The sequence below is a fragment of the Pseudorhodoferax soli genome, from assembly GCF_003337555.1.
Taxonomy (GTDB): domain Bacteria; phylum Pseudomonadota; class Gammaproteobacteria; order Burkholderiales; family Burkholderiaceae_C; genus Pseudorhodoferax; species Pseudorhodoferax soli.
Genome location: NZ_QPJK01000009.1, coordinates 14,766 through 38,102 on the forward strand (window position 1 = coordinate 14,766; position 23,337 = coordinate 38,102).

At 71.6% G+C, this 23,337-nt stretch carries 18 protein-coding genes and 1 tRNA gene; 10 read left to right on the forward strand and 9 right to left on the reverse strand.

Translation table 11 applies throughout. From position 1 onward, the window contains the following. The 5 genes from rsmB (at position 1) to DES41_RS27520 (ending at position 5,029) form a co-directional block, all read left to right on the forward strand. The gene (gene rsmB / locus DES41_RS27500) at positions 1-1,326 is read left to right on the forward strand and encodes a 16S rRNA (cytosine(967)-C(5))-methyltransferase RsmB (protein WP_114470817.1); all 1,326 of its coding nucleotides are present in this window, start codon (positions 1-3) and stop codon (positions 1,324-1,326) included. Between the two features lie 10 nt (positions 1,327-1,336). Further along, positions 1,337-1,909 carry a DUF4390 domain-containing protein gene (locus DES41_RS27505; RefSeq protein ID WP_245965891.1) on the forward strand — a complete coding sequence of 191 codons (573 nt, stop codon included), beginning with the start codon at positions 1,337-1,339 and terminating at the stop codon, positions 1,907-1,909. After that, positions 1,906-4,185: a sensor histidine kinase gene (locus DES41_RS27510; protein WP_211333099.1), complete on the forward strand. Its 2,280-nt coding sequence runs from the start codon at positions 1,906-1,908 to the stop codon at positions 4,183-4,185. Before DES41_RS27505 ends, DES41_RS27510 begins: the two co-directional genes overlap by 4 nt. 43 nt (positions 4,186-4,228) lie before the next feature. Continuing rightward, positions 4,229-4,933: a response regulator gene (locus DES41_RS27515; protein WP_114470819.1), complete on the forward strand. Its 705-nt coding sequence runs from the start codon at positions 4,229-4,231 to the stop codon at positions 4,931-4,933. 20 nt (positions 4,934-4,953) lie between these two features. Next, positions 4,954-5,029: transfer RNA gene (locus DES41_RS27520), tRNA-Phe, on the forward strand. A 64-nt stretch (positions 5,030-5,093) separates the two neighbouring features. Here DES41_RS27520 and DES41_RS27525 read toward each other — a convergent pair. The 3 genes from DES41_RS27525 to DES41_RS27535 all read right to left on the reverse strand — a co-directional run bounded on the left by DES41_RS27525 (position 5,094) and on the right by DES41_RS27535 (position 11,467). Continuing rightward, a complete protein-coding gene (locus DES41_RS27525; protein WP_114470820.1) occupies positions 5,094-6,791 on the reverse strand; it encodes a putative bifunctional diguanylate cyclase/phosphodiesterase in 1,698 nt (565 codons plus the stop codon). A gap of 94 nt (positions 6,792-6,885) precedes the next feature. After that, the gene (locus tag DES41_RS27530; RefSeq protein ID WP_114470821.1) at positions 6,886-11,214 is read right to left on the reverse strand and encodes a DEAD/DEAH box helicase; all 4,329 of its coding nucleotides are present in this window, start codon (positions 11,212-11,214) and stop codon (positions 6,886-6,888) included. Positions 11,215-11,248: 34 nt separating this feature from the next. Next, positions 11,249-11,467: a hypothetical protein gene (locus DES41_RS27535; RefSeq protein WP_114470822.1), complete on the reverse strand. Its 219-nt coding sequence runs from the start codon at positions 11,465-11,467 to the stop codon at positions 11,249-11,251. 155 nt (positions 11,468-11,622) lie between these two features. On the opposite strand from DES41_RS27535, the gene DES41_RS27540 reads away from it, so the two are divergent. After that, entirely contained in the window at positions 11,623-13,689 is a 2,067-nt protein-coding gene (locus DES41_RS27540) for a spermidine synthase (RefSeq protein ID WP_114470823.1), read from the forward strand. Positions 13,690-13,748: 59 nt separating this feature from the next. Here the strand turns inward: DES41_RS27540 and DES41_RS27545 are convergent, their stop codons facing one another. Beyond that, the gene (locus tag DES41_RS27545) at positions 13,749-15,263 is read right to left on the reverse strand and encodes a tripartite tricarboxylate transporter permease (protein ID WP_114470824.1); all 1,515 of its coding nucleotides are present in this window, start codon (positions 15,261-15,263) and stop codon (positions 13,749-13,751) included. A gap of 12 nt (positions 15,264-15,275) precedes the next feature. Next, positions 15,276-15,764, reverse strand: a complete 489-nt coding sequence (locus DES41_RS27550; RefSeq protein WP_114470825.1) for a tripartite tricarboxylate transporter TctB family protein — start codon at positions 15,762-15,764, stop codon at positions 15,276-15,278. A 235-nt stretch (positions 15,765-15,999) separates the two neighbouring features. On the opposite strand from DES41_RS27550, the gene DES41_RS27555 reads away from it, so the two are divergent. Genes DES41_RS27555 through DES41_RS27565 form a run of 3 tightly spaced genes read left to right on the forward strand, consistent with a single transcriptional unit; the run spans position 16,000 to position 18,759 of the window. Further along, entirely contained in the window at positions 16,000-16,416 is a 417-nt protein-coding gene (locus DES41_RS27555; protein ID WP_114470826.1) for a MarR family winged helix-turn-helix transcriptional regulator, read from the forward strand. Positions 16,417-16,465: 49 nt separating this feature from the next. After that, positions 16,466-17,155, forward strand: coding sequence for a substrate-binding domain-containing protein (locus DES41_RS27560; RefSeq protein WP_114470827.1), 690 nt, complete (start codon positions 16,466-16,468; stop codon positions 17,153-17,155). Then, positions 17,152-18,759 carry a serine hydrolase gene (locus tag DES41_RS27565; protein WP_114470828.1) on the forward strand — a complete coding sequence of 536 codons (1,608 nt, stop codon included), beginning with the start codon at positions 17,152-17,154 and terminating at the stop codon, positions 18,757-18,759. Before DES41_RS27560 ends, DES41_RS27565 begins: the two co-directional genes overlap by 4 nt. 14 nt (positions 18,760-18,773) lie before the next feature. Here the strand turns inward: DES41_RS27565 and DES41_RS38900 are convergent, their stop codons facing one another. From DES41_RS38900 to DES41_RS27580, 3 genes are all read right to left on the reverse strand, one after another. After that, entirely contained in the window at positions 18,774-19,097 is a 324-nt protein-coding gene (locus tag DES41_RS38900; protein WP_211333101.1) for a PEP-CTERM sorting domain-containing protein, read from the reverse strand. 154 nt (positions 19,098-19,251) lie between these two features. Then, the gene (locus tag DES41_RS27575; protein WP_114470829.1) at positions 19,252-20,199 is read right to left on the reverse strand and encodes a Bug family tripartite tricarboxylate transporter substrate binding protein; all 948 of its coding nucleotides are present in this window, start codon (positions 20,197-20,199) and stop codon (positions 19,252-19,254) included. After that, positions 20,196-21,134, reverse strand: a complete 939-nt coding sequence (locus DES41_RS27580) for a LysR family transcriptional regulator (protein ID WP_114470830.1) — start codon at positions 21,132-21,134, stop codon at positions 20,196-20,198. The genes DES41_RS27575 and DES41_RS27580 overlap by 4 nt, the downstream gene beginning before the upstream one ends. Positions 21,135-21,231: 97 nt before the next feature. Here DES41_RS27580 and DES41_RS27585 point away from each other — a divergent pair, with 97 nt between their 5' ends. Then, on the forward strand, positions 21,232-22,596 hold the full coding sequence (locus DES41_RS27585; RefSeq protein ID WP_114470831.1) for a hypothetical protein: 1,365 nt from the start codon (positions 21,232-21,234) through the stop codon (positions 22,594-22,596). Here DES41_RS27585 and DES41_RS27590 read toward each other — a convergent pair whose 3' ends face one another. Further along, positions 22,597-23,331: a response regulator gene (locus DES41_RS27590; protein WP_114470832.1), complete on the reverse strand. Its 735-nt coding sequence runs from the start codon at positions 23,329-23,331 to the stop codon at positions 22,597-22,599. It abuts the gene before it with no gap. Positions 23,332-23,337 lie beyond the last annotated feature (6 nt).

Below are 23,337 nucleotides of genomic sequence, written 5' to 3' on the forward strand. Positions count from 1 at the left end.
TTGAACACCACCCAGGCCCCGCCGCTGTGGCAGCAACTGCAGGCCGCGGCGACAGCGCTGCAGGCCGTGCGTGCCGGCCAGAGCGCGACCACGGCGCTGGCCGCCGTCGCGCCGGCCTTCCGGCCGGCCGCCCAGTCCCTGCTGTTCCATGCCCTGCGCCAGCTGGGCCGGGCCGAGGCCTTGCGCAGCCTGCTGGCCAAGCGCGCGCCAGCGCCGCCCGTGGATGCGCTGCTGTGCCTGGCGCTGGCGCTGGTCTGGGACGAAGCGAACGCGCCGTACACGCCGTTCACGCTGGTCGACCAGACCGTCGAGGCGGCCCGGCGCGGCGGTGCGCGCGCGCAGTCCGGCTTCTTGAATGCCTGCCTGCGGCGCTTCCTGCGCGAGCGCGATGCGCTGGTCGCGGTCAGTGCGCGCGACCCGGTCGCGCAATGGAACCACCCGCGCTGGTGGATCGCGCGCATGCAGCGCGATTGGCCCGAAGACTGGCAGGCCGTGCTGCAGGCTTCCGACCATGCGGCGCCGCTAACGCTGCGCGTGAACCGTCGCCGCAGCACCGTGGCGGCCATGCAGGCGCGGCTGGAGGCTGAGGGCATCGCGGCCCAACCCATCGGCGAAGACGGCCTGCTGCTGCCGCGCCCGCGTCCGGTGCCCGAGCTGCCCGGCTACGCCGAGGGCGCCTGGTCGGTGCAGGACGCCGCGGCCCAGCTGGCCGCACCCCTGCTGCTCGACGGCCTGGCCCGTCCGGCGGGCCGACCGTTGCGCCTGCTGGACGCCTGCGCTGCGCCCGGTGGCAAGACGGCCCACCTGCTGGAGTGCGCGGACGCCGAACTGACTGCGCTGGACGTGGACCCGGCCCGCTGCGCCCGCATCCACGAGAACCTCGCGCGCCTGGGCCTGGCGGCGCACGTGCGGGCCGCCGACGCGGCCGATGTCGCCCACTGGTGGGATGGGCGGCCCTTCGACGCCATCCTGCTGGACGCGCCCTGCAGCGCATCGGGCATCGTGCGGCGCCACCCCGATGTGCGTTGGCTGCGCCGCGAGAGCGACATCGCCCAGCTGGTGGTCCAGCAGGACCGGCTGCTGCGGGCGCTGTGGCCGCTCGTCGCCCCGGGCGGCCGGCTGCTGTTCGCCACCTGTTCCGTGTTTCCGGCCGAAGGGCGCGAGCGCGTCGAAACGTTTCTTGCGCACCACAGTGAGGCGCGATTGCTGCCATCGCCCGGCCATTTAATCCCCTGCAGCGCCGCGGCTGCGCCGGCCGTCCCGGACAATCGTCCGCGTGACAACGATGGTTTTTTTTACAGCTTGCTGGAGAAAGGCCCGCGCTAGCGTCTGGCTCGTGCTGCTGCTGGCGTGCGCCTGGGCGCAGGCCGAAGGCCCGGCATCCGGGTCGGCGGCGATCACCCAGCTGCTGGTCCAGCGCGTGGACGGTGAGCTGGAGCTCAGTGCCGAGGTGCAATTCGAGCTCAGCGCGCAGGTCGAGGACGCGCTGCACAAGGGCATCCCCATGTTCTTCGTCGCCGAGGCGGACATCGTGCGCGAGCGCTGGTACTGGACCGACAAGACCGTGGCGAGCGCCACGCGCCACATGCGGCTGGCCTACCAGCCCCTCACGCGGCGCTGGCGGCTCAACGTCGGGGCCCGGCCGATCGAGACCTCGGGCCTGGGCGTGACGCTGGCGCAGACCTTCGAGTCGCTGCCCGAGGCGCTGGCCAGCGTGCAGCGTTTTGGCCGCTGGCCCATCGCGCGTGCCGCCGACATTCCCACGGACACCCCGCACCTGCTGCGCTTTCGCTTCGGGCTGGATGTGTCCCAGCTGCCGAGACCGTTCCAGATCGGCGCGGTCGGCCAGTCCGAGTGGAGCATCGCAGCCAGCGCCAGCGTGAAGCTGCCGGCGGAAGGCGCCAAGTGAGCGCCAGCCTGCCGCAGGCCGCTGGCGGCGTGGATCCGCGCCGCGCCCGCGCCCTGCGCTGGGCCGTGGGCATCGGTGCCGCCGTGATCCTGGGCCTGGGCCTGGTGCTGCTGTTCCTGCTGACCCAGGCCACGAACAACCGTGAACTCTACGAGCGCAACTACGCGCGGCTCTTCGTGCTGAACGTGGTGGTTGCCAGCGTGTTGGCGGCCGTGATCCTGTGGGCCATGGTGCGGCTCGCCGTGCGTGTGCGGCGCGGGCGCTTCGGCAGCCGGCTGCTGGTCAAGCTGGCGGCCATCTTCGCGCTGGTCGGGCTGGTGCCGGGGCTGGTCATCTACGTCGTGTCCTACCAGTTTGTCTCGCGCTCCATCGAGAGCTGGTTCGACGTCAAGGTCGAGGGCGCGCTCGATGCCGGCGTGAACCTGGGCCGCACCACGCTGGAGGTGCTGGCCAACGACCTGGGCAACAAGACGCGCATCGCCAGCGGCCAGCTGGCCGAGGTGCCGGACGCCGCGGCCGGCCTGACACTGGAGCGGATCCGCGACCAGTTGGCCGCCAGCGAGGTGGTGCTGTGGAGCGCCTCCGGCCAGCTGATCGCCAGTGCTGGCCAGTCCAGCGTGCTGCTCACGCCCGAGCGCGTCACGGCCCAGCAGCTGCGCAATGCACGCAACCAGCGCGTGGTCGCCATGGTCGAAGGCCTGGACGATCCCATCCCCGGTGCGGCTGCCCAAGGCCGCGTCAAGGCCTTGGCGCTGGTGCCCAGCGCCAGCGTGGGGCTGCTGGCAGAACCGCGCTTCCTGCAGGCCAGCCAGCGCCTGCCCCAGGTGCTGGTCGACAACGCGCTGGCGGTCCAGGAGGCCAACCGCGAATACCAGGAGCGCGCGCTGGCCCGCACCGGCCTGCAGCGCATGTACATCGGCACGCTCACGCTGAGCCTGTTCCTCGCGGTGTTCGGCGCCGTGCTGCTCGCCGTGCTGCTGGGCAACCAACTGGCCCGCCCGCTGCTGCTGCTGGCCCACGGCGTGCGCCAGGTGGCCGCGGGCGACCTCACGCCCAAGGCCGTGCTGCAAAGCCGCGACGAGCTGGCCGGCCTCACGCGCTCGTTCGCCGACATGACGCAGCAGCTGTCCGACGCGCGCCAGGCCGCCGACCACAGCATGGAGCAGCTCGACCACGCCCGCGCCAACCTGCAGACCATCCTGGACAACCTGACCTCCGGGGTCATCGTGCTCGATGCGAATGGCCGCGTGCTCTCGTCCAATCCCGGCGCCACGCGCATCCTGCGCGCGCCGCTGGCCGCTTTCGAAGGCCAGCCGCTGGCCGCGGTCGCCGGCCTGGATATCCTGGCGCAAAGCGTGCAGACCCAGTTCGAGCGGCTGGACGAAGGCCGCGACCACCATGGGCTGGACCATTGGCAGCAGTCCTTCGAGCTGCATGCTGCGCAGTCGGCGTTCTCGCAGGACGCGGTGGTGCTGCTGGCGCGCGGCGCGCAGCTGCCCGACCAGACGCGGCTGCTCGTGTTCGACGACATCTCCGAGATCGTCTCGGCCCAGCGCGCACAGGCCTGGGGCGAGGTGGCGCGCCGGCTCGCGCACGAGATCAAGAACCCGCTCACGCCGATCCAGCTGTCGGCCGAGCGGCTGCAGATGAAGCTCGAGCCCAAGCTCGATGGCGAGGCCGAACGCGCGCTCCTGGGCAAGTCCGTGCGCACCATCGTCGAACAGGTCGATGCCCTCAAGCGGCTGGTCAACGAGTTCCGCGACTACGCGCGCCTGCCTGCGGCCGAACTCAAGCCCCTGGATCTCAATGCGCTGGTGCACAACGTGATGCAGCTCTATCCGCAGGAAGGCGCGGCCGTGCCCGTGCTGCTCGACCTGGACGCGCGGTGCCCGCCCATCCGCGGCGATGCAGAGCAACTGCGCCAGGTCATCCACAACCTGCTGCAGAACGCGCAGGATGCCACCGAGGCCGGTGGCCGCCAGGCCGGTGCCGAAGACGGTGGCGCCGTGCGCTTGCGCACGCAATGGCTGGAGCAGACGCAGCGCGTGCGCCTGTCGGTGCGCGACCAGGGCACCGGCTTTCCCGAAGCGCTGCTCAAGCGCGCCTTCGAACCCTATGTCACGACCAAGCCGCGCGGCACCGGACTGGGCCTCGCGGTCGTCAAGAAGATCGCCGACGAACACCGTGCGCGCATCGACCTTGCGAATCGCGTGGTCGATGGCGTCGTGATCGGTGCGCAAGTGTCGTTATCATTCGCCGTTGATGGCGCGGCCTAGCTGCCCGCTCGATGGCAAACGGCAACTGCGCTTCTTCTGAACAATGGCAAACATACTCGTGGTCGACGACGAACTGGGGATTCGGGATCTGCTCTCCGAAATCCTCAACGACGAAGGCCACAACATCGAGCTGGCCGAGAACGCGGCCCAGGCCCGTGCAGCCCGCGCACGTGCCCGTCCTGACCTGGTGCTGCTGGACATCTGGATGCCCGACACCGACGGCGTCTCGCTGCTCAAGGAATGGTCGAGCGCCGGCACGCTGACGATGCCGGTGATCATGATGAGTGGCCACGCCACCATCGATACCGCCGTCGAGGCGACCAAGATCGGCGCGCACTCCTTCCTCGAAAAGCCGATCACGCTGCAAAAGCTGCTCAAGGCCGTGGAACAGGCGTTGGCGCGCAATGCGCTGCGCAAGCCCGGGCTGCCGGGTGCGCCCATCTCCGGTGTGGCCGAGGCCAAGGCCGAGCCGGCCGATGCGGTGGCCATGCCGGGCACGCTGGGCAGCGCCCCTGCAGTGGTCGTGGCCGACAGCGGCCCGCAGGCGCGCCAGACCTTCGAACTCGACAAGCCCCTGCGCGAAGCGCGCGACGGCTTCGAGAAGGCCTACTTCGAATTCCATCTCGCCCAGGAAGGCGGCTCCATGACGCGCGTCGCCGAAAAGACCGGTCTGGAGCGCACGCACCTCTACCGCAAGCTGAAGCAATTGGGTGTCGATCTCTCCCGCGGCAAACGTGCCGCAATTTGATATATACTCATAGGCTCCCCGGCCCGGTAGCTCAGTTGGTAGAGCAGCGGATTGAAAATCCGCGTGTCGTTGGTTCGATTCCGACCCAGGCCACCAAATCCAAGCAAGGCGCTGCAACCATCAGGTTGCAGCGCCTTTGTCTTTGGTGCTGCGCAAAGGCTCAATGCAGCCGTCTTGGCGCCGTCCCTGCCTTCAGCGCCAAGGGCCGCTGCATGGCCATGGTGTGCACGAGCGACGCGGCCGGCACCGGCCGAGCGAAGTAGTAGCCCTGGAACAGCTGGCAACCGCGCTCCGCCAGTTCTCGCACTTCCAGCTCGGTCTCCGCGCCTTCGGCCACCACCTGCAGGTCCAGGCCCTTGGCCAGCGCGATCAGTGCGCTGCAGATGGCCTGGCTCTGGCGCAGGCCCTGCACGCCGCTGACGAATTCGCGGTCGATCTTGAGCTTGTCGAAAGGCAGGGTGCGCAGCGCGCTCATGCTGGCGTAGCCGGTGCCGAAGTCGTCGATGGCGATCCGGATGCCGGCCTCGCGCAGGCGTGTGAACACGCGCCGCGTGTGGGCGTGGTCGGCGGTGGCGGCGGTCTCGGTCAGTTCGATCTCGAGCTGGTCCGGGGCGATCCCGTAGTGGGCGATGGTGTCGATGACGAGCTGGTGCAGCGCCGGGTTCTGGAACTGCCGGGCCGACACGTTGATGGCCAGGCGAAAGCCGGGCAGTTCGCCGGCGTTCCATTCCTTCAGCTGCGCGCAGGCCTGGCGCAGCACCCACAGGCCGAGCGGCTCCATGAGGCCCGAGGCTTCGGCCGCGCCGATGAAGGCCTGCGGCAGCACCATGCCGCGCTCGGGGTGGTTCCAGCGCAGCAGGGCCTCGGCGCCGACGGTGCGGCCGGCCTGCAGGTCCACCACGGGCTGGAAGTGCAGCACGAACTCGTCGTGCTGCAGCGCACGGCGCAGCTCGTGCTCCAGCCGCAGGCGCTGCTGCGCGGTTTCGCGGGCTTGCGGCGAATGCAGCGCCACCGGCGTCAACGCGCTGGCCCGGCTGGCGGCGGAGACGGCCGCATCGACCAGGGCGGCCGGGCTGGCTGCGTCCACCGGGTACGCGGCCAGGCCGGCGTGCAGCACCGGATGCACCACGATGGCCCCAACGGGGCATTCCTGCGCGCAGCTGGCCAGGCCGGCGCGCACGCCTTCCGCCACGCCATCGCCGGCACCGACCAGGCAGCCGAAGGCCCGCGCGCCGATGCGCGAGAGCTGGTCGTCGAAGGCGGCGTGTCCGCGCAGCCGCGCGCCGATCTGGCGCATGGCCTCTTCGGCATGGCGCACGTCCAGCGTGTGGGTGATGCGCGGCAGGTTGTCGAACTGCAGCGCCGCGACGACCACCGGCCGGCCGCTGGCGATGCGTTGGGCCACCTGTTGCTCGAAATGCCGGCGGTTGGGCAGGTCGGATGCCTCGTCGATGTACGACAGGCGGTGCAGCGCCGCGCCCAGCTCCTGCAAGGTTTGCTGGGCGTCGGCCATCAGCGTGCCGGCCTCGTCCGTGTAGCCCCCGGGCAGCGCAGCGTGCTGTCGGCCCTCGCGGAAGGCGCGCAGCGCGCGCGAGGTCAGCGTCACGGGCCGCAGCAGGTGGCCCAGCGCCAGCAGCGTCGCCGCCGTGCCCAGCAGCGTGGCGGCGAGCGTGACGAGCAAGGTCTCGACCAGCATGCGCCAGTCGCCCGAACTGCGGAACACAGACCAAAGCGCCAGCACGATCAGCGGCACGTGGATGCCGAGAAAAGCCAGCAACAGGATCTTGGCGCGGTAGTTCAGGCGCCGCAGGGCGGCGAGCTTGCGGTAGAGCCAGAGACTGCCATCGGAAGTTTCCATGCGTGAACCCGGTGGATGCGGTATTGGCGACCGCGCGCACGGATTCTCTGGCCTGCGCCGCCTGGCGGAAAGCGCAGTCTTGTGGATGAGTGCGTCAGCCGGGTACCGGCAGCGGCACCGCGCGGGGCGCCGGCAGCTGGCCCAGCACGCGCGCGGCCTCGGCCTGCTCGGCCGGTGCAAGCGCCACCAGGGCCTCCATGCGGCCGGCCGTCCAGCTGGCGATGGCCAGGCCGTCGCGGTACAGCACGCGCGCGCCGGCCTGCCGCGGCACGCGGCTGCCGGGCAGGATGCTGCCGAGCAGGTTGGCCGGGTCGCTGGCGGCCAGGCAGACCAGTTGCCCGTCGTGGGCCTGGCGGCGTGTCTGGCGCAGTGCGGCGATGGCCTCGGGCAGCGCGAACTGCTCGCCCGCCACGCCTGCGATGAAGCGGCCGCCGCGCAGTTCGCCGCGTGCCTCCAGCCGCCGGTAGACGCGCACCAGGTCGCGCCAGCGCGGCAGCCAGGGTGCCTCGCGCTCCAGCAGGTTCCAGCACACCACGCCGTAGCGGCGCAGCAGGGCGTGCGCCACATGCTCCAGCGCCTCGGCCTGGGCGGCGGCCGTGGGCTCGGCCGCGGCGCGCCGCACCAGGGTCCAGCGGCCAGCGTCCTGCACGCCGAACAGCGCCACGCCGCGGCGCCGGCGGGCATGGGCGCTGCGCTTGGCCGCCGGCAGCATCAGCGCGCGCAGGCCGGCCGTGCTGTCGCAATGCACCTGGCCATGGGCGACGAGCTCGGCCAGCGCGTCCTCGAGCTCGGCCGGCAGCAAGCGGGCGCCGGCCTCGATCTCGTCGAAGAACGAGGCGCCGTGCGCGGCGAGCCAGTCCAGCACGCGGCGCGCGCGGCCGCTGGCCTGGGCCTCGTCGGCAGGTGTCGGGGCGAGCTGCGTCCAGGTGCCGGCATGGCGGCGCGGCAGCAGCACGATGGGCGCGGCGCGCAAGGCCACGGCGCCGCCGCCGCGCCCGCCCGGGTCGGCCGGCCGCAGCCGGGCCCAGAGGCTGCGGCCCGCGGTCGTGAGCTCGTCCAGCCAGCTGCTGCTGTAGTCGGCCAGCCGCGCGGGCAGCAGGTCGGACTCCCAGGCCGCGGCGGGCGCCTCGTAGGCTTCCAGCTGGGCCAGCAGGCCGCCGAGCGCCTCCGGGCCGCGCATGCGGCTGGTCGCGCCCACATGCTGCCAATCGAACAGAAAGCGCATGAAATCGCGCGGCTCCACGGGCTCGATCTCGCGCCGCAGCTGGTGCAGCGTGTAGCGGTGGATGCGCGCGAGCAGGTGGCGTTCGCACCACTCGGCGTCTGGCGCGCCGGGCGTGAAGATGCCCTGCATGGCCGAGCCCTCGCGCTGCAATGCGGCCAGGGCGGCGTCCACCGTCGCCGGCAGCAGTTGCAGGTCGGCCGCCAGCCGGGCCGGCGTGACCGGGCCCAGGCCGGACAGGCGCATGCGCAGCAGTGCGGTGGCGGCTTCCTCGGGCGCCGCAGCTTCGCTGGCCGGCGCCCACGCCAGTGGCGGCTGGGCCTGGCCCTGCGGGTGCAGCTGCTGCAGCAGCGCCAGCCGCTCGGCCGCGACCCACAGGCCTGCGCCATCGCCCGGCACGAGCCGCGTGGCGCGTCCGGCCGCCACCAAGTGCTCCAGCAAGCCTGGCCAGTGCGCAGCGCCGGCGGCTTCGGCTTCGGTCAGCACGCCCAGGCCGCAGAGCGCCTCGTGCAGCTCGTCGGCTGTGCGCGCCTGCGGCCAGGCCTGCTCGCGCACGCTGGCGATGGCGCCAGGGTCGAGCTGGCCCAGCGCGTCGCTGTTCCCGGGGTCGGTGTAGCGCCGGTTCAGCACGGCCTGGGTGCGGCGCTCTTCCAGCGGCGCATCGTCCAGGAAGGCATAGGGCTTCGCGTTCAAGGCCTCGGCCGCCAGCGGCGAGGGCGCGGGCAGGTCGCGCGCGACCACCGCCACGCTGCCGTCGGCCAGGCCCTGCAGCACGCGCAGCCAGCCGGCGCTGTCCATGGCGTCGTGCAGGCAGTCGCGCAGCGTCTGCGCCACGAGCGGGTGCTCGGGCACCTCGCGCGGGCCCTGCAGGTTCTCGGCACAGGCCACCTGGTCGGGAAACACGGCGGCCAGCAGATCCTCGGACTTCATGCGCTGCAGCTGCGGCGCCACGCGGCGCCCGCCCGCGAAGCGCGGCAGCGCCAGCGCCGTGGTGGCGTTCCAGCGCCAGCGCACGCCGAACAGCGGTGCGTCCAGCACGGCCTGCACCAGCACGTCGAGCGCCGTGGCCGGATGCAGGTAGCGTGCCACTTCCTCGAGCGGAAAGCTGTGGCTGGTCGACAGCGAGAGCACGATGGCGTCGTCCGTGGCCGCGGCCTGCAGCTCGAAGTTGAAGCTGCGGCAAAAGCGCTTGCGCAGCGCCAGGCCCCAGGCGCGGTTGAGCCGGCTGCCGAAGGGCGCGTGCAGCACCAGCTGCATGCCGCCGGAGGCGTCGAAGAAGCGCTCCAGCACCACGCACTGCTGGGTGGGCAGCGCGCCGAGACTGGCCAGCGTGCGGTCCAGCTGGTCGACGAGCTGCTGTGCGGCGTCCGCGTCCAGCGCGAGCTCCTGCTGCAGCCAGTCGCGCGCCGCGGCCGGCTCGGGCCGCAGCCGCTGCGCGAGCTCGGCGCGCAGCCGCGAGACGCCCAGCGACAGCGCATCGCTGCGGCCCGGTGCCTCGCCGAGCCAGAACGGGATGTTGGGCGCAGCGCCCTGGGCATCCTCCACGCGCACACGGCCCGGCTCGATCTTGAGGATGCGGTAGCTCGTGTTGCCGAGCTGGAACACGTCGCCGGCCAGGCTCTCGACGGCGAAGTCCTCGTTGACGTTGCCGATGGTCTGGGCCTGCGGCTCCAGCAGCACGGCGTAGTCGCCTGCGTCGGGGATGGTGCCGCCCGAGGTCAACGCGGTCATGCGCGCGCCCTTGCGCTCGCGCAGCAACTGGTGCACGGCATCGCGGTGCACGTAGCTGCCGCGCTGGCCCTGGCGCGTGCTGGTGCCCTCGGCCAGCATGCGCACCACGGCATCGAAGTCGGCGCGCGCCAGGCCAGCATAGGGCCAGGCGCGGCGCACCAGCGCGTAGAGCGCGTCCTCGTGCCACTCTCGGCAGGCGGTCTCGGCCACGATCTGCTGGGCCAGCACGTCCAGCGGCTGCGGCACGATGGACAGCGTGTCGAGTTCGCCGCGGCGCACGCAATCGAGCAGCGCCGCGCATTCCAGCAGCTCGCCCTGCGACTGCGGGAACAGCCGCGCCTTGGGCACGCCGCCGACCGCATGGCCGGAGCGGCCGGCGCGCTGCAGGAAGGTGGAGATCGCGCGCGGCGAGCCGAGCTGGCAGACCAAGTCGACCTCGCCGATGTCCAGGCCCAGCTCCAGCGACGCGGTGGCCACCAGCAGTTTGAGTTCGCCGCGCTTCAAGCGCTGTTCGGCGTCGAGCCGCAGCTCGCGCGACAGGCTGCCGTGGTGGGCGGCCACGGCCTCCTTGCCGAGCCGCTCGGCCAGGTGCCGCGCGGCGCGCTCGGCCATGCGCCGCGTGTTGACGAACACCAGCGTGGTGCGGTGCGCCAGCGCGAGTTCCGCCACGCGGCCGTAGACCTGCTCCCACTGCGCGTTCGACATCACGGCGGCCAGCGGCGTGGGCGGCAGCTCCAGCGCAAGGTCGCGGCGCTTGGCATAGCCGATGTCGACGATGGCGCAGTCGGCGCGGCCCTCGGCATCGACGGCCGCGGCACCGACCAGGAAGCGCGCCACCTCCTCGATGGGCTTTTGCGTGGCCGACAGGCCGATGCGCGTGAGGGGTGCGCCCGTCAGGTCCTGCAGCCGCTCCAGCGAGAGCGCCAGGTGGCTGCCGCGCTTGTTGGCCGCCAGTGCATGGATCTCGTCGACGATGACGGTGCGCACGCCGCCCAGCATGCGCCGGCCCGAGGCCGAGCCCAGCAGCACGTAGAGCGATTCGGGTGTGGTGACCAGGATGTGGGGCGGCTTGCGGATGCTCAGCGCGCGTTCGCGCGCCGGCGTGTCGCCCGTGCGCACAGCCACACGGATGGCCGGCTCGGCCAGGCCGCGTGCGGCCAGTTCGGCGCGGATGCCGTCCAGCGGCGCCATCAGGTTCAGCGCGATGTCGTTGGAAAGCGCCTTGAGCGGCGAGACATACACCACCTGCGTGCCGTCCGCCAGGCCCGAAGCCGACAGGCCCTGGCGCACCAGGTCGTCCAGCGCCGCGAGGAAGGCCGTCAGTGTCTTGCCCGAACCCGTGGGCGCGGCCACCAGCGTGTGGCGGCCCGCGCGGATGCTGGGCCAGGCCGCGCGCTGGGCCGGCGTGGCGCGGCGGAACGCCTGGCGGAACCAGGCCGCGACGGCGGGGTGGAAGGCGCGCAGGGACATGGGCCGGCGATTGTGGCCCGCGCGCCGCGCGGCGTCAGGCGTCCAGCTGGATCGCCCCTTCGGACAGATAGCGTTTGAAGTCGGCGATCGGCATGGCCGTGCTGCTGCGCACCTCGCCGCCATCGTCGTGCCAGCTGAGCGTGGCGTCCTGCGCCGTGGTCGTGACCTCGACCGGGCCCTTGCGGATCGGGATCAGTGGGCCGTCGCCCTCGCGGTACTCCACCTTGCCCGTGATCTGTGCTTTTTGTGCCATGCGCAACTCCTGGACACCGTGTCCGTTCCTCCGAGCATCCCGCGGTGCCTGCCCGCGCGCCAGCGGACGGCAGGCGTTCGGCCCGTGGGTGTTCTCCTACGGTGCGCTGGCGGCCGCGTGTGCAGAATGCGCCGACCTCGCAGCCAGGACCACCGATGTTCATCACTCTCGCCAGCGGCGCCACCATCGTCCTTTCCAGCTTCCTGCTGTTCCTCGTGCAGCCCATCCTGGCCAAGCAGATCCTGCCCTGGTTCGGCGGCAGTTCGGCGGTGTGGACGGTCAGCATGGTGTTCTTCCAGTGCGCGCTGCTGGCCGGGTACGTGTATGCCCACTGGCTGCAGGCACGCCCACCGCGCGTGCAGCGCGTGGTGCATCTGGCGTTGCTGGCGGCCGCGCTGCTGACGCTGCCCATCGTGCCGGACGCCGTGTTCAAGCCGGCCGGCGAGGCCGATGCCGCGCGCGGCATCCTGGCGCTGCTGGTGGTCACCGTGGGCCTGCCCTACATGTCGCTGGCCGCCACCTCGCCGCTGCTGCAGCGCTGGCTCAGCCAAGCCGTGGTGCCGGCGCAGCAGCGCCAGGTCTACCGGCTGTTCGCCTGGTCCAACGCGGGCTCGCTGGCGGCGCTGCTGGCCTATCCCTTCCTGGTGGAGCCCTGGTTCGACAGCGGCATCCAGTCGCGCGCCTGGAGCGTGGCCTACGGGGTCTTCGCACTGGCCTGCGCCGGCGTGGCCTGGCGCGCCACCGGGGCCGCGGGGGCGGCCACACAGGCGCATGCCGCGCCGGCCACAGAGCCCGTGCCTGGCCTGGGCCTGCACGCGGTGTGGACGCTGCTGGCCATGCTGCCCTCGGCCTTGCTGCTCGCGGTCACCACGCACATGACGCAGAACGTGGCCTCCATCCCCTTCCTGTGGATCGTGCCGCTGGCGCTGTACCTGCTGTCCTTCATGCTGGTGTTCGAGGGCCGGGGCGGGCGCGGCTGGTATCTGGGGCCGGTGGCGCGCCGGCTTTGGCTGCTGCCCACGCTGGCCGTGACCGTGGCCATGGCCTGGGCGCTGTCGGCGAGCAACGGCGTGCTGCACATCCGGGTCGCGATCCCGCTGTTCGCCAGTGGGCTGTTCCTGGTGTGCATGGTCTGCCACGGCGAGATGGCGGCGTTGCGGCCGCCGCCGCAGCACCTCACGCGGTTTTACCTGTGCATGGCGCTGGGCGGGGCCATCGGCGGGCTGGGCGTGGGCCTGGTCGCGCCGCGCGTGTTGACGGCCTACTGGGAGCTGCCGGGCCTGCTGCTGGCCGTCACGCTGGTCGGCCTGCTGGCCGGCTGGCGCGCGGGGTTGGGGCGCTGGTCGCTGCGCGCGCTGCCGCTCGCGGCGGCGCTGGCGGGGGTGGGCGGGGTGTCCTGGTACGGCCTCGAGTACGTGCGCGCCCAGCATGCCGGCAGCATCGCCAGCGCGCGCAACACCTACGGCATGCTGCGCGTGACCCAGGCCGGCAGCGGCGACGACGAGGTGCGCCGCCTGCTGCACGGCACCATCATGCACGGCGAGCAATACACGGCCGAAGACCGGCGCCGCAAGCCCACCAGTTACTACGGCGAGACCAGCGGCATCGGCCGTGTGCTGGCCACCAAGGGCGAGGCGGGGCCGCTGCGCGTGGGCTCTGTGGGCCTGGGCACCGGCACGCTGCTGAGCTACGCGCGGGCGGGTGACGACTACATCGTCTACGAGCTCGACGCCCAGGTGGTCGAGGCCGCGCGGCGCTGGTTCCGCTACATCGCCGATGCGCCCACCGCGCCGCAGATGCGGCTGGGCGATGCGCGCCTGTCGATGGAACGCGAGCTGGCCGAAGGCCGGCCGGGCGGCTACGACGTGATCGCGGTCGATGCGTTCTCCAGCGACTCGATCCCCGTGCACCTGCTCACGCGCGAGGCGCTGGGCGTGTACCTGGCGCACCTGAAGCCCGATGGGCTGGTGGCCTTCCACATCTCCAACCGCTACCTGGACCTTGCGCCAGTGGTGGCACAGCTGGCCCAGGCCCACGGCCTCGTGGCCTGGCAGGTCGACGACAGCCCCGTCGAGGACCATCTGAGCTTCACCAGCTGGGTGCTGGTCGGCCGCAGCATCCCCGACCCCATGCAGGAAGCCGGCTGGCTGCTGGCGCCCCCGCCCGGCGCGCCGCTGTGGACGGACCAGTACAACAACCTGTTCAAGACGCTCAAGTTCTGAAAACAGGCCGGCCCGGCTCCCCTGGAGGAGAGCCGGGCCGGCAGTGGGGGCCTGCGTTGTCAGCCTTCCTCGACGAAGGCTTCCTCGCGCTTGCTGCGCACCGCAGGCAGCAGCACGATGGCCAGCAGCAGCACGGCACCGACCAGCAGAGAGGCCGAGATCGGCCGCGTGACGAACACGCTCCAGTCGCCGCGCGACAGCAGCAGCGCGCGGCGCAGGTTCTCTTCCATCATCGGCCCCAGGATCAGGCCCAGCAGCAGCGGTGCCGGCTCGCATTCGAGCTTGTGGAAGATGTAGCCCAGGATGCCGAACCAGCCCAGCATCCAGACGTCGAAGGTGTTGTTGTTGGTCGAGTACACACCGATGGCGCAGAACAGCACGATGGCCGGGAACAGCCAGTGGTAGGGCACCGACAGCAGCTTGATCCAGATGCCGATCAGCGGCAGGTTCAGGATGATCAGCATGGCGTTGCCGATCCACATCGAGGCGATCAGGCCCCAGAACAGCTCGGGGTTGCTGGTCATCACCTGCGGGCCCGGCTGGATGTTGTGGATGGTCATCGCGCCCACCATCAGCGCCATCACGGCATTGCCGGGAATGCCCAGCGTCAGCAGCGGGATGAAGGAGGTCTGCGCGCCGGCGTTGTTGGCCGACTCTGGGCCGGCCACGCCGCGGATGTTGCCTTCGCCGAACGGCACCTCGCCGGGGCGCAGCTTGAGCTTCTTCTCCAATGCATACGAGGCAAAGGCCGACAGCAGCGAGCCGCCGCCGGGCAGGATGCCCATGGAGCTGCCCAGGGCCGTGCCGCGCAGGATTGCCGGCACCATGTGCTTCCAGTCCTCCTTGGTCGGGAACAGGCCCTTCACGTCGGCCGTGAAGACCTGGCGCTCCTCCTCTGGCTGACCCAGGTTGGCGATGATCTCGCCGTAGCCGAACACGCCCATGGCGATGGCGATGAAGCTGATGCCGTCGGTCAGTTCGGGGATGTCGAAGCTGTAGCGCGCCACGCCCGAGTTCACGTCGGTGCCGACCAGGCCGAACAGCAAGCCCAGCACGATCATGCTGATGGCCTTGAGCAGCGAGCCCGAGGCCAGCACCACGGCGCCGATCAGCCCCAGCACCATCAGCGAGAAGTACTCGGCCGGGCCGAACTTGAAGGCGATCTCGGTCAGCGGCGGCGCGAAGGCGGCCAGCACCAGCGTGGCCACGCTGCCCGCGAAGAACGAGCCGATGCCAGCTGCCGCCAGTGCGGCACCACCACGCCCTTTCTTGGCCATCTGGTGGCCGTCGATCACGGTCACCACCGACGAGGATTCACCGGGCAGGTTGACCAGGATGGCGGTGGTCGAGCCACCGTACTGCGAGCCGTAGTAGATGCCGGCCAGCATGATCAGCGCCGCCACCGGGGGCAGTGCGTAAGTGGCAGGCAGCAGCATGGCGATGGTGGCCACCGGGCCGACGCCGGGCAGCACGCCGATCAGCGTGCCCAGCAGGCAGCCGATGAAGGCGTACAGCAGGTTCTGCAGCGTGAAGGCGGCGCTGAAGCCGAGCGCAAGATGGTCGAGCAATTCCATGGGTCAGCCTCCTCAGCCGGTGATGAACGTAGGCCAGACCTGGAACTGCAGGCTCAGCCCCATCACGAAGGTCAGGTAGCTGCCGATGGCCAGGATCACGGCCAGGATCAGGGAGCCGCGGAAGACATAGCGGCTGCCCGCCATGCTGGAGATGATGACTGCCGCGAAGATCGCCGCGATCAGCCCCATGGCCGGGATGCCCAGCGAAGGCACGCCGCCCAGCAGCACGCCGAAAGCCAGGTTGGCGCCGACGATGTAGAGCAGCGGCTTCCAGGCGATGGCACCGATCCGGCCGCCGTCCGCGCGCTGCGAACGAAACGAGCCCAGCAGCACGAATGCGCCCATGCCGGCCAGCAGCGCGCCCAGCAGCATCGGGAAGTAGCCGGGGCCCATGCGCGCGGCGTTGCCGACGGTGTAGTTGAAGGCGCCGAGCGAGAAGGCGGCGCCGAAGCCCATGAACATCAAACCGGACACGAAGTCCTTGCGACTCTTGATCTGCATGCGTGAGAAGAGTGGGGATGGGGTGGAAGGACGGGCGCAGCCGGCGCGGGCTGCGGCACCACGGCAGGGAACCGGGCGACCCGTGGGGTCAGGTTCCAGTCAGATACATCATGTTATGAGATGAAATGGATCATGACATGAGTAATTCCACGTACGCTGGCGTTGGGGGTTCCCCCCATTTCCATACGACTTGGACTGCTAATATTTCCGGACAAAAAACAGGAAGAGAACCGCCATGCCCGACCGAAAGGGAGCGACCGACAAGCAGCGCTACGAGGCCCTGTCCGATTTCCGCTACCAGCTGCGCCGCTTCCTGCGCTTCAGCGAGGACGCCGCGCGCGCCGAGGGCATCACGGCGCTGCAGTACCAGCTGCTGCTGCACACGCAGGGTTTTTCCGGCCGCGCATGGGCCACCATCGGCGAGCTGGCGGACTGCCTGCAGGCCCAGCCGCACGGCGTGGTGGCGCTGGTCACGCGCTGCGAGGAGGCCGGCCTCGTCGAGCGCCACGCCAGCGCCACGGACCGGCGCCAGGTGGAGGTGCATCTGCTGGCGGCCGGCCGCCAGAAGCTGGCCCGGCTCGCCGCGCTGCATGCCGAGCAGCTGACCACGCTCGACGAGGCCGTGCGCATCGCCGCCAGCATCCGCGGTTGACGCTCCGATAATCCGGCCCGTCACCATCCTTCCTGCAGGAGACGGGCCCATGGCCTCCACGCTCAAGATCATTTCCTCGATGGCCACCAAGCAGGTGCTGGCCGAACTCGTCGCGCTTTACCAGAAGGACCACGCGGTGGACATCGCGCTCGAATCGGTGGGTGGCGTCGATGCCGCCAAGCGCGTGCAGGCCGGCGAGCCCTTCGACCTCGTGATGCTGGCGCAGGACGCCATCGACAAACTCATCGCCGGCGGCTCGGTGGTGGCCGGCAGCCGCGTGGACATCGTGCGTTCGGGCGTGGCCGTGGCCGTGCGTGCCGGTGCGCCCAGGCCCGACATCGCCAGCGAGGAGGCCTTGAAAGCCGCCGTGCTGGCCGCGCCCAGCATCAGCTATTCCACCGGCCCCAGCGGCGTGCAACTCGTCAAGCTGTTCGAGCGCTGGGGCCTGGCCGAGCAGCTGCAAAGCCGCACCGTGCAGGCGCCGCCCGGCGTGCCCGTGGGCTCGCTGGTGGCCAAGGGCGAGGCCGCGCTGGGCTTCCAGCAGCTGGCCGAGCTGATCCACCTGCAGGGCATCGCGCTGCTCGGCCCGCTGCCGCCGGCGGTGCAGATCACCACCGTGTTCTCGGGTGGCGTCGCACGCACGGCCAGCCAGCCGGAGGCCGCGCGTGCGCTGCTGGCCTTCTTCGCCGCGCCGGCCGCAAGCGAGGCCAAGCAGCGCCAGGGCATGGAGCCGGCTTGAGCTGGCGGGCCTGGTGGCTCGCGCTGTGCGCCGGCACGGCGCTGGCGCAACCGCTGCCGCAGCTGCCTGATCCAGCCCGGCTGGCCGGGCAATTGCTGGGGGGTGAGCGCGGCGCGGCCGTCGTCGCGATCGCCCGCGGCACGCAGATCCTGCGCGGCAGCGCCAGCCAGCCCGAGCGCGCCGTCGACGCCGACACGGCACTGTTCGAGATCGGCTCGGTGAGCAAGGTCTTCACGGGGCTCCTGCTGGCACAGGCCGTGGAGCGTGGCGAGCTGTCGCTGGACGACACGCTGGGCCAGCACCTGCCGCGCCAGACCCGCAACACGCCTGCGGCGGCGCTCACGCTGCGCCAGCTCGTCACGCACAGCGCATGCCTGCCGCGCACCCTGGCGGCCGACGGCCCGGACGCCGCCGCCGAGATCCGCACGCTGACGCCCACCCAACTGTGGGATGCGCTGCCGCAACTGGTGCTGGCCGGCCAGCCGCCCTGCGCGCCGCGCTACAGCAACCTCGGCATGGCGCTGCTCGGCAACCTGCTGGCCCAGCACCACGGCCAGCCCTGGGAGACGCTGGTGCGCGAGCGCATTGCCGCGCCGCTCGGCCTCACCGACACGGTGCAGACGCTGGATGCCGCGCGGCGCGCGCGCATGCTGCCGGCTTTCCAGGGGGAAACCGCGGCGCCGCTGTGGGACATGGATGCCTATGCGGGCGCCGGTGCCTTGCGCTCGAGCACGGCCGACCTGCTGCGCTTCGGCCAGGCCATCCTGGCCGGCCGCGAGGGTCCGCTCGGCCCTGCCGCCGAGCGCCTGCTGGCGCCGCTGGGCCGCTACGCGGGCGGCGAGATCGGCTACGGCATCCTCATCCTCGGCCCACCGGAGCGCCGCGTCTACCTGCACGACGGGCTGACCGGCGGCTACCGCACGCTCTGGATGCTGATGCCCGAAGGCCGGCAGGTGCTGGTGGCCAGTGCGAGCAATGCGCGTGCGGCCCTGCCCACGTTGCGCGCCCGCGTGCTGGCCGCGCTGTTTCCGGTGCCCTCGGAACCCATCGCCGTGGCGCCGGCCCAGCTGGCGCCGTTGACCGGCGAGTACCGCAGCGAAGACGGCACGCTGTACCGCGTGCTGCTGCACGAGGGCCAGCTCTATGCACGCGGCGGGCCGCTGGGCTTCGCGCCGCTGGTGGCCGTGGGGCCAGGCCGTTTTGCGCGACCCGAGCGCGGCCTGCTGTTCCAGTTCGACACCGCGGCCGAGTCGGCGCGGCTCACGGTACAGCAGGGCGGTGCCGCGCAGCAGGCCCGCCGCAGCGCGCATGGGGTCGCCATGGCCATCCCGGCCCAGGGCGATGTGGCCGATGCCGTGGGCCGCTACCGCCTGGGCAATGGCGCGGTGTTCAGCATCCGCGCCGAGCAAGGGCAGCTCATCGCGCGGCTGGCGCAGCAGCCGGCGTTCCCGGTGTTCGCGCGGCCCGGCCAGCGCGACCGCTACTTCTACGAGGTGGTGCCGGCCGAACTGCAGTTCGTGCGCGACGCCGATGGCCGCATCGACGCGCTGGTGCTGCACCAGAACGGCGAGCACCGCGCCGAGCGCATCGACGCGCAGCCTTGACGCAAAACGCGGGCTTAGTGCCTGCGCCGCCGTGCTGCCGCGATGCCGGCGAGACCGACGCCAAGGCCCAAGAGTCCGAGGGTGCCGGGCTCAGGCACGGCGAAAGGCGTCGCACCGGAGTCGACCTGGATGATCTCGAACGGGAGGTTCACGTACACCAAGGTGTAGCAGGCGCAGATCCACCACACGTCGCCTGGCAGCCCACCAGCAGTCGTAACGCTGGGCTGCGGGTCTTGTGGCTGTTCGAGAGCCGTCAGCAACGAGGCCTCCGGCACCATGTCGTGGGCCACGGGAACCGCGAGGCTCGCCGTGCTGTGGAGTCCGAGCGTCAGGCTCAAGGTCGTTGCAGCCAAGGCCCGTGCCCATGCCGCGCGTGTTCGGTTTCTTGTCATCGCGCCATTCCTTTAGAAGCCGCCGAGTCTATCGGTGAGCACGGAATTCAATCTGCCTTGATTGTGGACAGCTGTAACGAGGTGTTGTGGCGCGTCACGCTCAACGTTGCTGCAGCAGCGCCCGGTGCACCACCGCCTCCTGTGCAATGCGCTGCGCAAAGCCGCGCGGGCTGTCCAGCATCGGCAGGTTGTTCACGGCCACCAGCCGCTGCTGCAGATCCGGCTCGGACAGCACGGCGTTGACCTCGGTGTTGATCTGCTCGCGCAGGTCGGTCGGCGTGTCGCCCGGTGCGAACACGCCGAACAGCGACCACAGGTTGGCGGCAGGAAAGCCGGCCTCGGCCAGGGTCTGCACGTCGGGCAGCACGGGCACGCGCGCCGGCGCGCCGACCGCCAGCGCCTGCAGCCGCCCCTTGCGCACATGGCCCAGCTGCACCGAGCCCACGTTGGTGGACAGCAGTTCGAACTGCCCGCCCAGCGCGTCGCTGATCTGCTGGCTGCCGCCCTTGTACGGCACATGCGTGATCGCCACGCCGCTGGCGCGGCGCACCTGCTCCATGACCAGATGGCCGGTGGTGCCCAGGCCCGAACTGGCCCAGCGCAGGCCGGCCGTGCCGGCCCGTCCCAGGGCTTCGGGCAGGTCGCGCGCGGCCAGGGCCGGCGTGGCGACCACCAGCACCGGGGTGGACATGACGCCGGCCACGGGCGCGATGTCGCGCTGGGGGTCGTAGCGCACCGGGCCCAGCAGCGGCGCCACCGTCAGCGGGGTGATGGCCGAGAAGCACAGCGTGTGGCCATCGGCCGGCGCCCGCGCCAGCGCGGCCATGGCCAGGGCGCCGCCGGCGCCGCCGCGGTTTTCCACCAACACCGGCACACCGATGCGCTGGGCCAGGCGCTCGGCCAGCAGCCGCGTGATGTCGTCGCTGACGCCGCCGGTGGCGTAGGCCACGAGCAGGCGCAGCGGGCGGTTGGGCCAGGGCGTGCTGGCGATGGCCGGCGCGCACAACGCAGCGGCGGTGCCCAGCAACAGCGTGCGGCGCGCCGTCATGCCGGCGCTCCCGGCCCTGGGCGCTGCGCCTTGCGGCGGTGCGCGGCGGCCAGCCGCTGCACCAGCGCGACGAACGTGGCCGTGGGCCCGTTGCGATCGGCTTCGCGCCAGGCCAGGGTGAGCGGTGCATCGAGCGCTGCGGCCGGCTCCAGCGCGCGGTAGACGACGGCGTGCGGGTGCACGCCACGCATGGACGCCGGCACCACCGAGATGCCGGCACCGGCCGCGACCAGGTTCAGGTTGGTCATCATGCGCTCGACCTCGGCGGCGATGCGCACGCGCACGCCTTGTTGGGCGCACAGTGCCAGCAGGTTGGCGTACAGCCCCGGCGCGCCGGGGCGCCGCACCAGCACCAGCGGCTGGTCCTGCAGGTCGCGCAGCGCCGCGCAGGTGGCGGGGCGGGCCAGCGCGTGGCCGCGCGGCACGGCCAGCACGGCCGGCTCGCTCAGCAACTGCTGCAGCACGACACCGGGCGGCGCCGACACCGGCACGCGCAGAAAGCCGCAGTGCAGCCGCGCGGCGGCCACGGCTTCGGTGATCTCGGCGGCGTTGTTCTCGCGCACGGTCAGCGCGATGCCGGGGTAGCGGCTGCGGCAGGCGCGCAAGGTCTCGGGTGTGAAGGCATGGGCGGCGGCTGAACTCGTGAAGCCGACCGACAGCGGGCCGTGCCGCCCGTCGCTGAGCGAGAGCATGCGCGCGCGCATGGCGTCGAAGTCGGCCAGCAGGAGGCCGGCTTCGTCCTGCAGGCGCTGGCCGGCGTCGGTCAGGCGCACGCCACGCGGATGGCGCTGGAACAGCGGCATGCCGAGCTCGGTCTCCAATGCCTTGATCTGCTGGCTGAGCGGCGGCTGCTGCATGCCCAGCTCCTCTGCCGCGCGGGTGATGTGGCCGGCCCGGGCCACGGCCAGGAAGTAGCGGAGCTGGCGCAGGTCCATATCTTCATCATATCGAGAGGAGACGGATCGGGTCTTTGCCATCTGCGCCGGCGCTGCCTAGGATCGCGCCGGCTTTCGACAACATATTGGAGACACCATGCCATTGCCCGCCTTGACCCTTCCCCCGATCGGCCGCCTGGGCGTCCTGCTGGCCAGTGCCCTGCTGCTGGGCGCGTGCGGCGGCGACGACGCGCCGCAGGAGGCGGCTCCGCAGGCCGCCACCTGCCCTTCCGCCGTGCCGGCCACGGCGCGCTGCCTGCAGGGCCAGGACTCGGCCGGCGCCCACTACCTGATCGCCATGCCGCAGGACTGGAACGGCCACCTCGTGCTGCACGCGCACGGCGGCCCCAGCCTGGATGCGCCCACCATGGAGCGCGCCACCGAAGACCTCACGCGCTGGGCCATCATGGTCAAGGCCGGCTATGCCTGGGCCGGCTCGACCTTCCGGCGGGGCGGGGTCGAGGTGCGCGCCGCGGCCGAGGACACGGAACGCCTGCGCCGCATCTTCCGTGCGCATGTGGCGCGGCCGCAGCGCACCATCCTGCACGGCCAGTCCTGGGGGGCAGGCGTGGCGGCCAAGGCGGCCGAGATGTTCACGGCCGAGACCGTGGGCAGCCAGCCCTACGACGCGGTGCTGCTGACCAGCGGTGTGCTGGCTGGCGGCACGCGCTCCTACGACTTTCGCACCGACCTGCGCGTGGTCTACCAGTACCTGTGCAACAACCACCCGCGGCCCGGCGAGACGCCCTACCCGCTCAACATCGGGCTGCCGGCCGGCGTGACGATGGCGCAGTCCGACCTCAACGCGCGCACGGCCGAATGCCTGGGCCTGAACCTGCCGGCCGCGCAGCGCACGCCCGAGCAGCAGGCCAAGGTGGACACCATCACGCGGGTGGTCCGCATCCCGGCCAGCGCGATCCAGGCGCACCTGAACTGGGGCACCTTCCACTTCCAGGATGTGGTGTCCAGGCGCACCGGCGGCGCCAGCCCGTTCGGCAACACGGGCGCGGTCTACAGCGGCTCGGCCGACGATGCCGCGCTCAACGCCGGCGTGTTGCGCTACCGCGCCGATCCGCAGGCCGTGCAGCGCTTCGCGGCCGATACCGACCCCACCGGCCGCATCCCGGTGCCGGTGCTGAGCACCAAGTGGATCAGCGATCCGACCGCCTTCGTCGAGCTCGACGCCTACTTCAAGGGCGTCATGGACAGCGGCGGGAGCGGCGGGCGCCTGGTGCAGACCTTCACGCGCGAGGGCACGCACAGCTACATCAGCGACCCGACCTACCCGACGCTGCTGGCGGCGCTGCTGCGCTGGGTGGACACCGGCAGCAAGCCGACCGCGGTGGAGATCGCGCAGCAGTGTCCTGGCATGGAGGCGCAGTTCGGCGCGGGTTGCACCTTCGTGCCGGACTACGTGCCGGCCGCGCTGGACACCCGCGTGGTGCCGCGGGACCGGCCCTGATCACTCGCCATCGGGCACGTACATGTAGCCCACACTGCGCACGGTCTTGAGCACGCGGGGCTTGTCCGGGTTCGGCTCGATCTTGCGGCGCAGCCGCATCACGCGCAGGTCGATCGAGCGGTCGAGCGCGTCCCAGCTGCGGTTGTGGCCGTGGCTCATGATCTGGTCGCGGTTGAGCGGCCGGTTCGGATGCCGTGCGAACAGGGCCAGCAGGTCGAACTCGGTGGCCGACACCGCCACCTCGCTGCCATCGTCGCAGCGCAGCAGCCGGCGCGCATCGAGGTCGAGTTCGCACAGGCCGAAGCGCGCGCGCCGCGGGTGAGGTGCCGGTGCCGCCGCGGGGCCGGGCGCAAGCCGGCGCAGCAGGTTGCGCAGCCGCGCCAGCAACTCGCGCGTCTCGAAGGGTTTGGTCACGTAGTCGTCGGCACCGACTTCCAGGCCGACGATGCGGTCCACCGCATCGGCCGCGCCGGTCAGCATGACCAGGCCCACGCGCGGATGGGTCTCGCGCAGCCAGCGCGCCAGGGACAGGCCGCTTTCGCCGGGCATGTTCACGTCCACCAGCACCAGGTCAGGCACCGCTGCGGCGACCAAGGCGCGCGCCTGGCCCGCATCGGCCGCCGTGCGCACGTCGAAGTTGTTGTGGACGAAGTACCGCGCGAGCACGTCGCGCAGCGCGGCTTCGTCGTCGACCACCAGCAGCCGCGGCCGGTTGGCGCTGTCCAGCGGCTCCATGTGCGG

Coding starts and splice junctions, on each gene's coding strand:
- DES41_RS27515 (WP_114470819.1), top strand. CDS start 4,229: ATGGCAAACATACTCGTGGTCGACGACGAACTGGGGATTCGGGATCTG.
- DES41_RS27525 (WP_114470820.1), bottom strand. CDS start 6,791: ATGGAAACTTCCGATGGCAGTCTCTGGCTCTACCGCAAGCTCGCCGCC.
- DES41_RS27530 (WP_114470821.1), bottom strand. CDS start 11,214: ATGTCCCTGCGCGCCTTCCACCCCGCCGTCGCGGCCTGGTTCCGCCAG.
- DES41_RS27535 (WP_114470822.1), bottom strand. CDS start 11,467: ATGGCACAAAAAGCACAGATCACGGGCAAGGTGGAGTACCGCGAGGGC.
- DES41_RS27540 (WP_114470823.1), top strand. CDS start 11,623: ATGTTCATCACTCTCGCCAGCGGCGCCACCATCGTCCTTTCCAGCTTC.
- DES41_RS27545 (WP_114470824.1), bottom strand. CDS start 15,263: ATGGAATTGCTCGACCATCTTGCGCTCGGCTTCAGCGCCGCCTTCACG.
- DES41_RS27550 (WP_114470825.1), bottom strand. CDS start 15,764: ATGCAGATCAAGAGTCGCAAGGACTTCGTGTCCGGTTTGATGTTCATG.
- DES41_RS27555 (WP_114470826.1), top strand. CDS start 16,000: ATGCCCGACCGAAAGGGAGCGACCGACAAGCAGCGCTACGAGGCCCTG.
- DES41_RS27560 (WP_114470827.1), top strand. CDS start 16,466: ATGGCCTCCACGCTCAAGATCATTTCCTCGATGGCCACCAAGCAGGTG.
- DES41_RS27575 (WP_114470829.1), bottom strand. CDS start 20,199: ATGACGGCGCGCCGCACGCTGTTGCTGGGCACCGCCGCTGCGTTGTGC.
- DES41_RS27580 (WP_114470830.1), bottom strand. CDS start 21,134: ATGGACCTGCGCCAGCTCCGCTACTTCCTGGCCGTGGCCCGGGCCGGC.
- DES41_RS27585 (WP_114470831.1), top strand. CDS start 21,232: ATGCCATTGCCCGCCTTGACCCTTCCCCCGATCGGCCGCCTGGGCGTC.
- DES41_RS27590 (WP_114470832.1), bottom strand. CDS start 23,331: ATGGAGCCGCTGGACAGCGCCAACCGGCCGCGGCTGCTGGTGGTCGAC.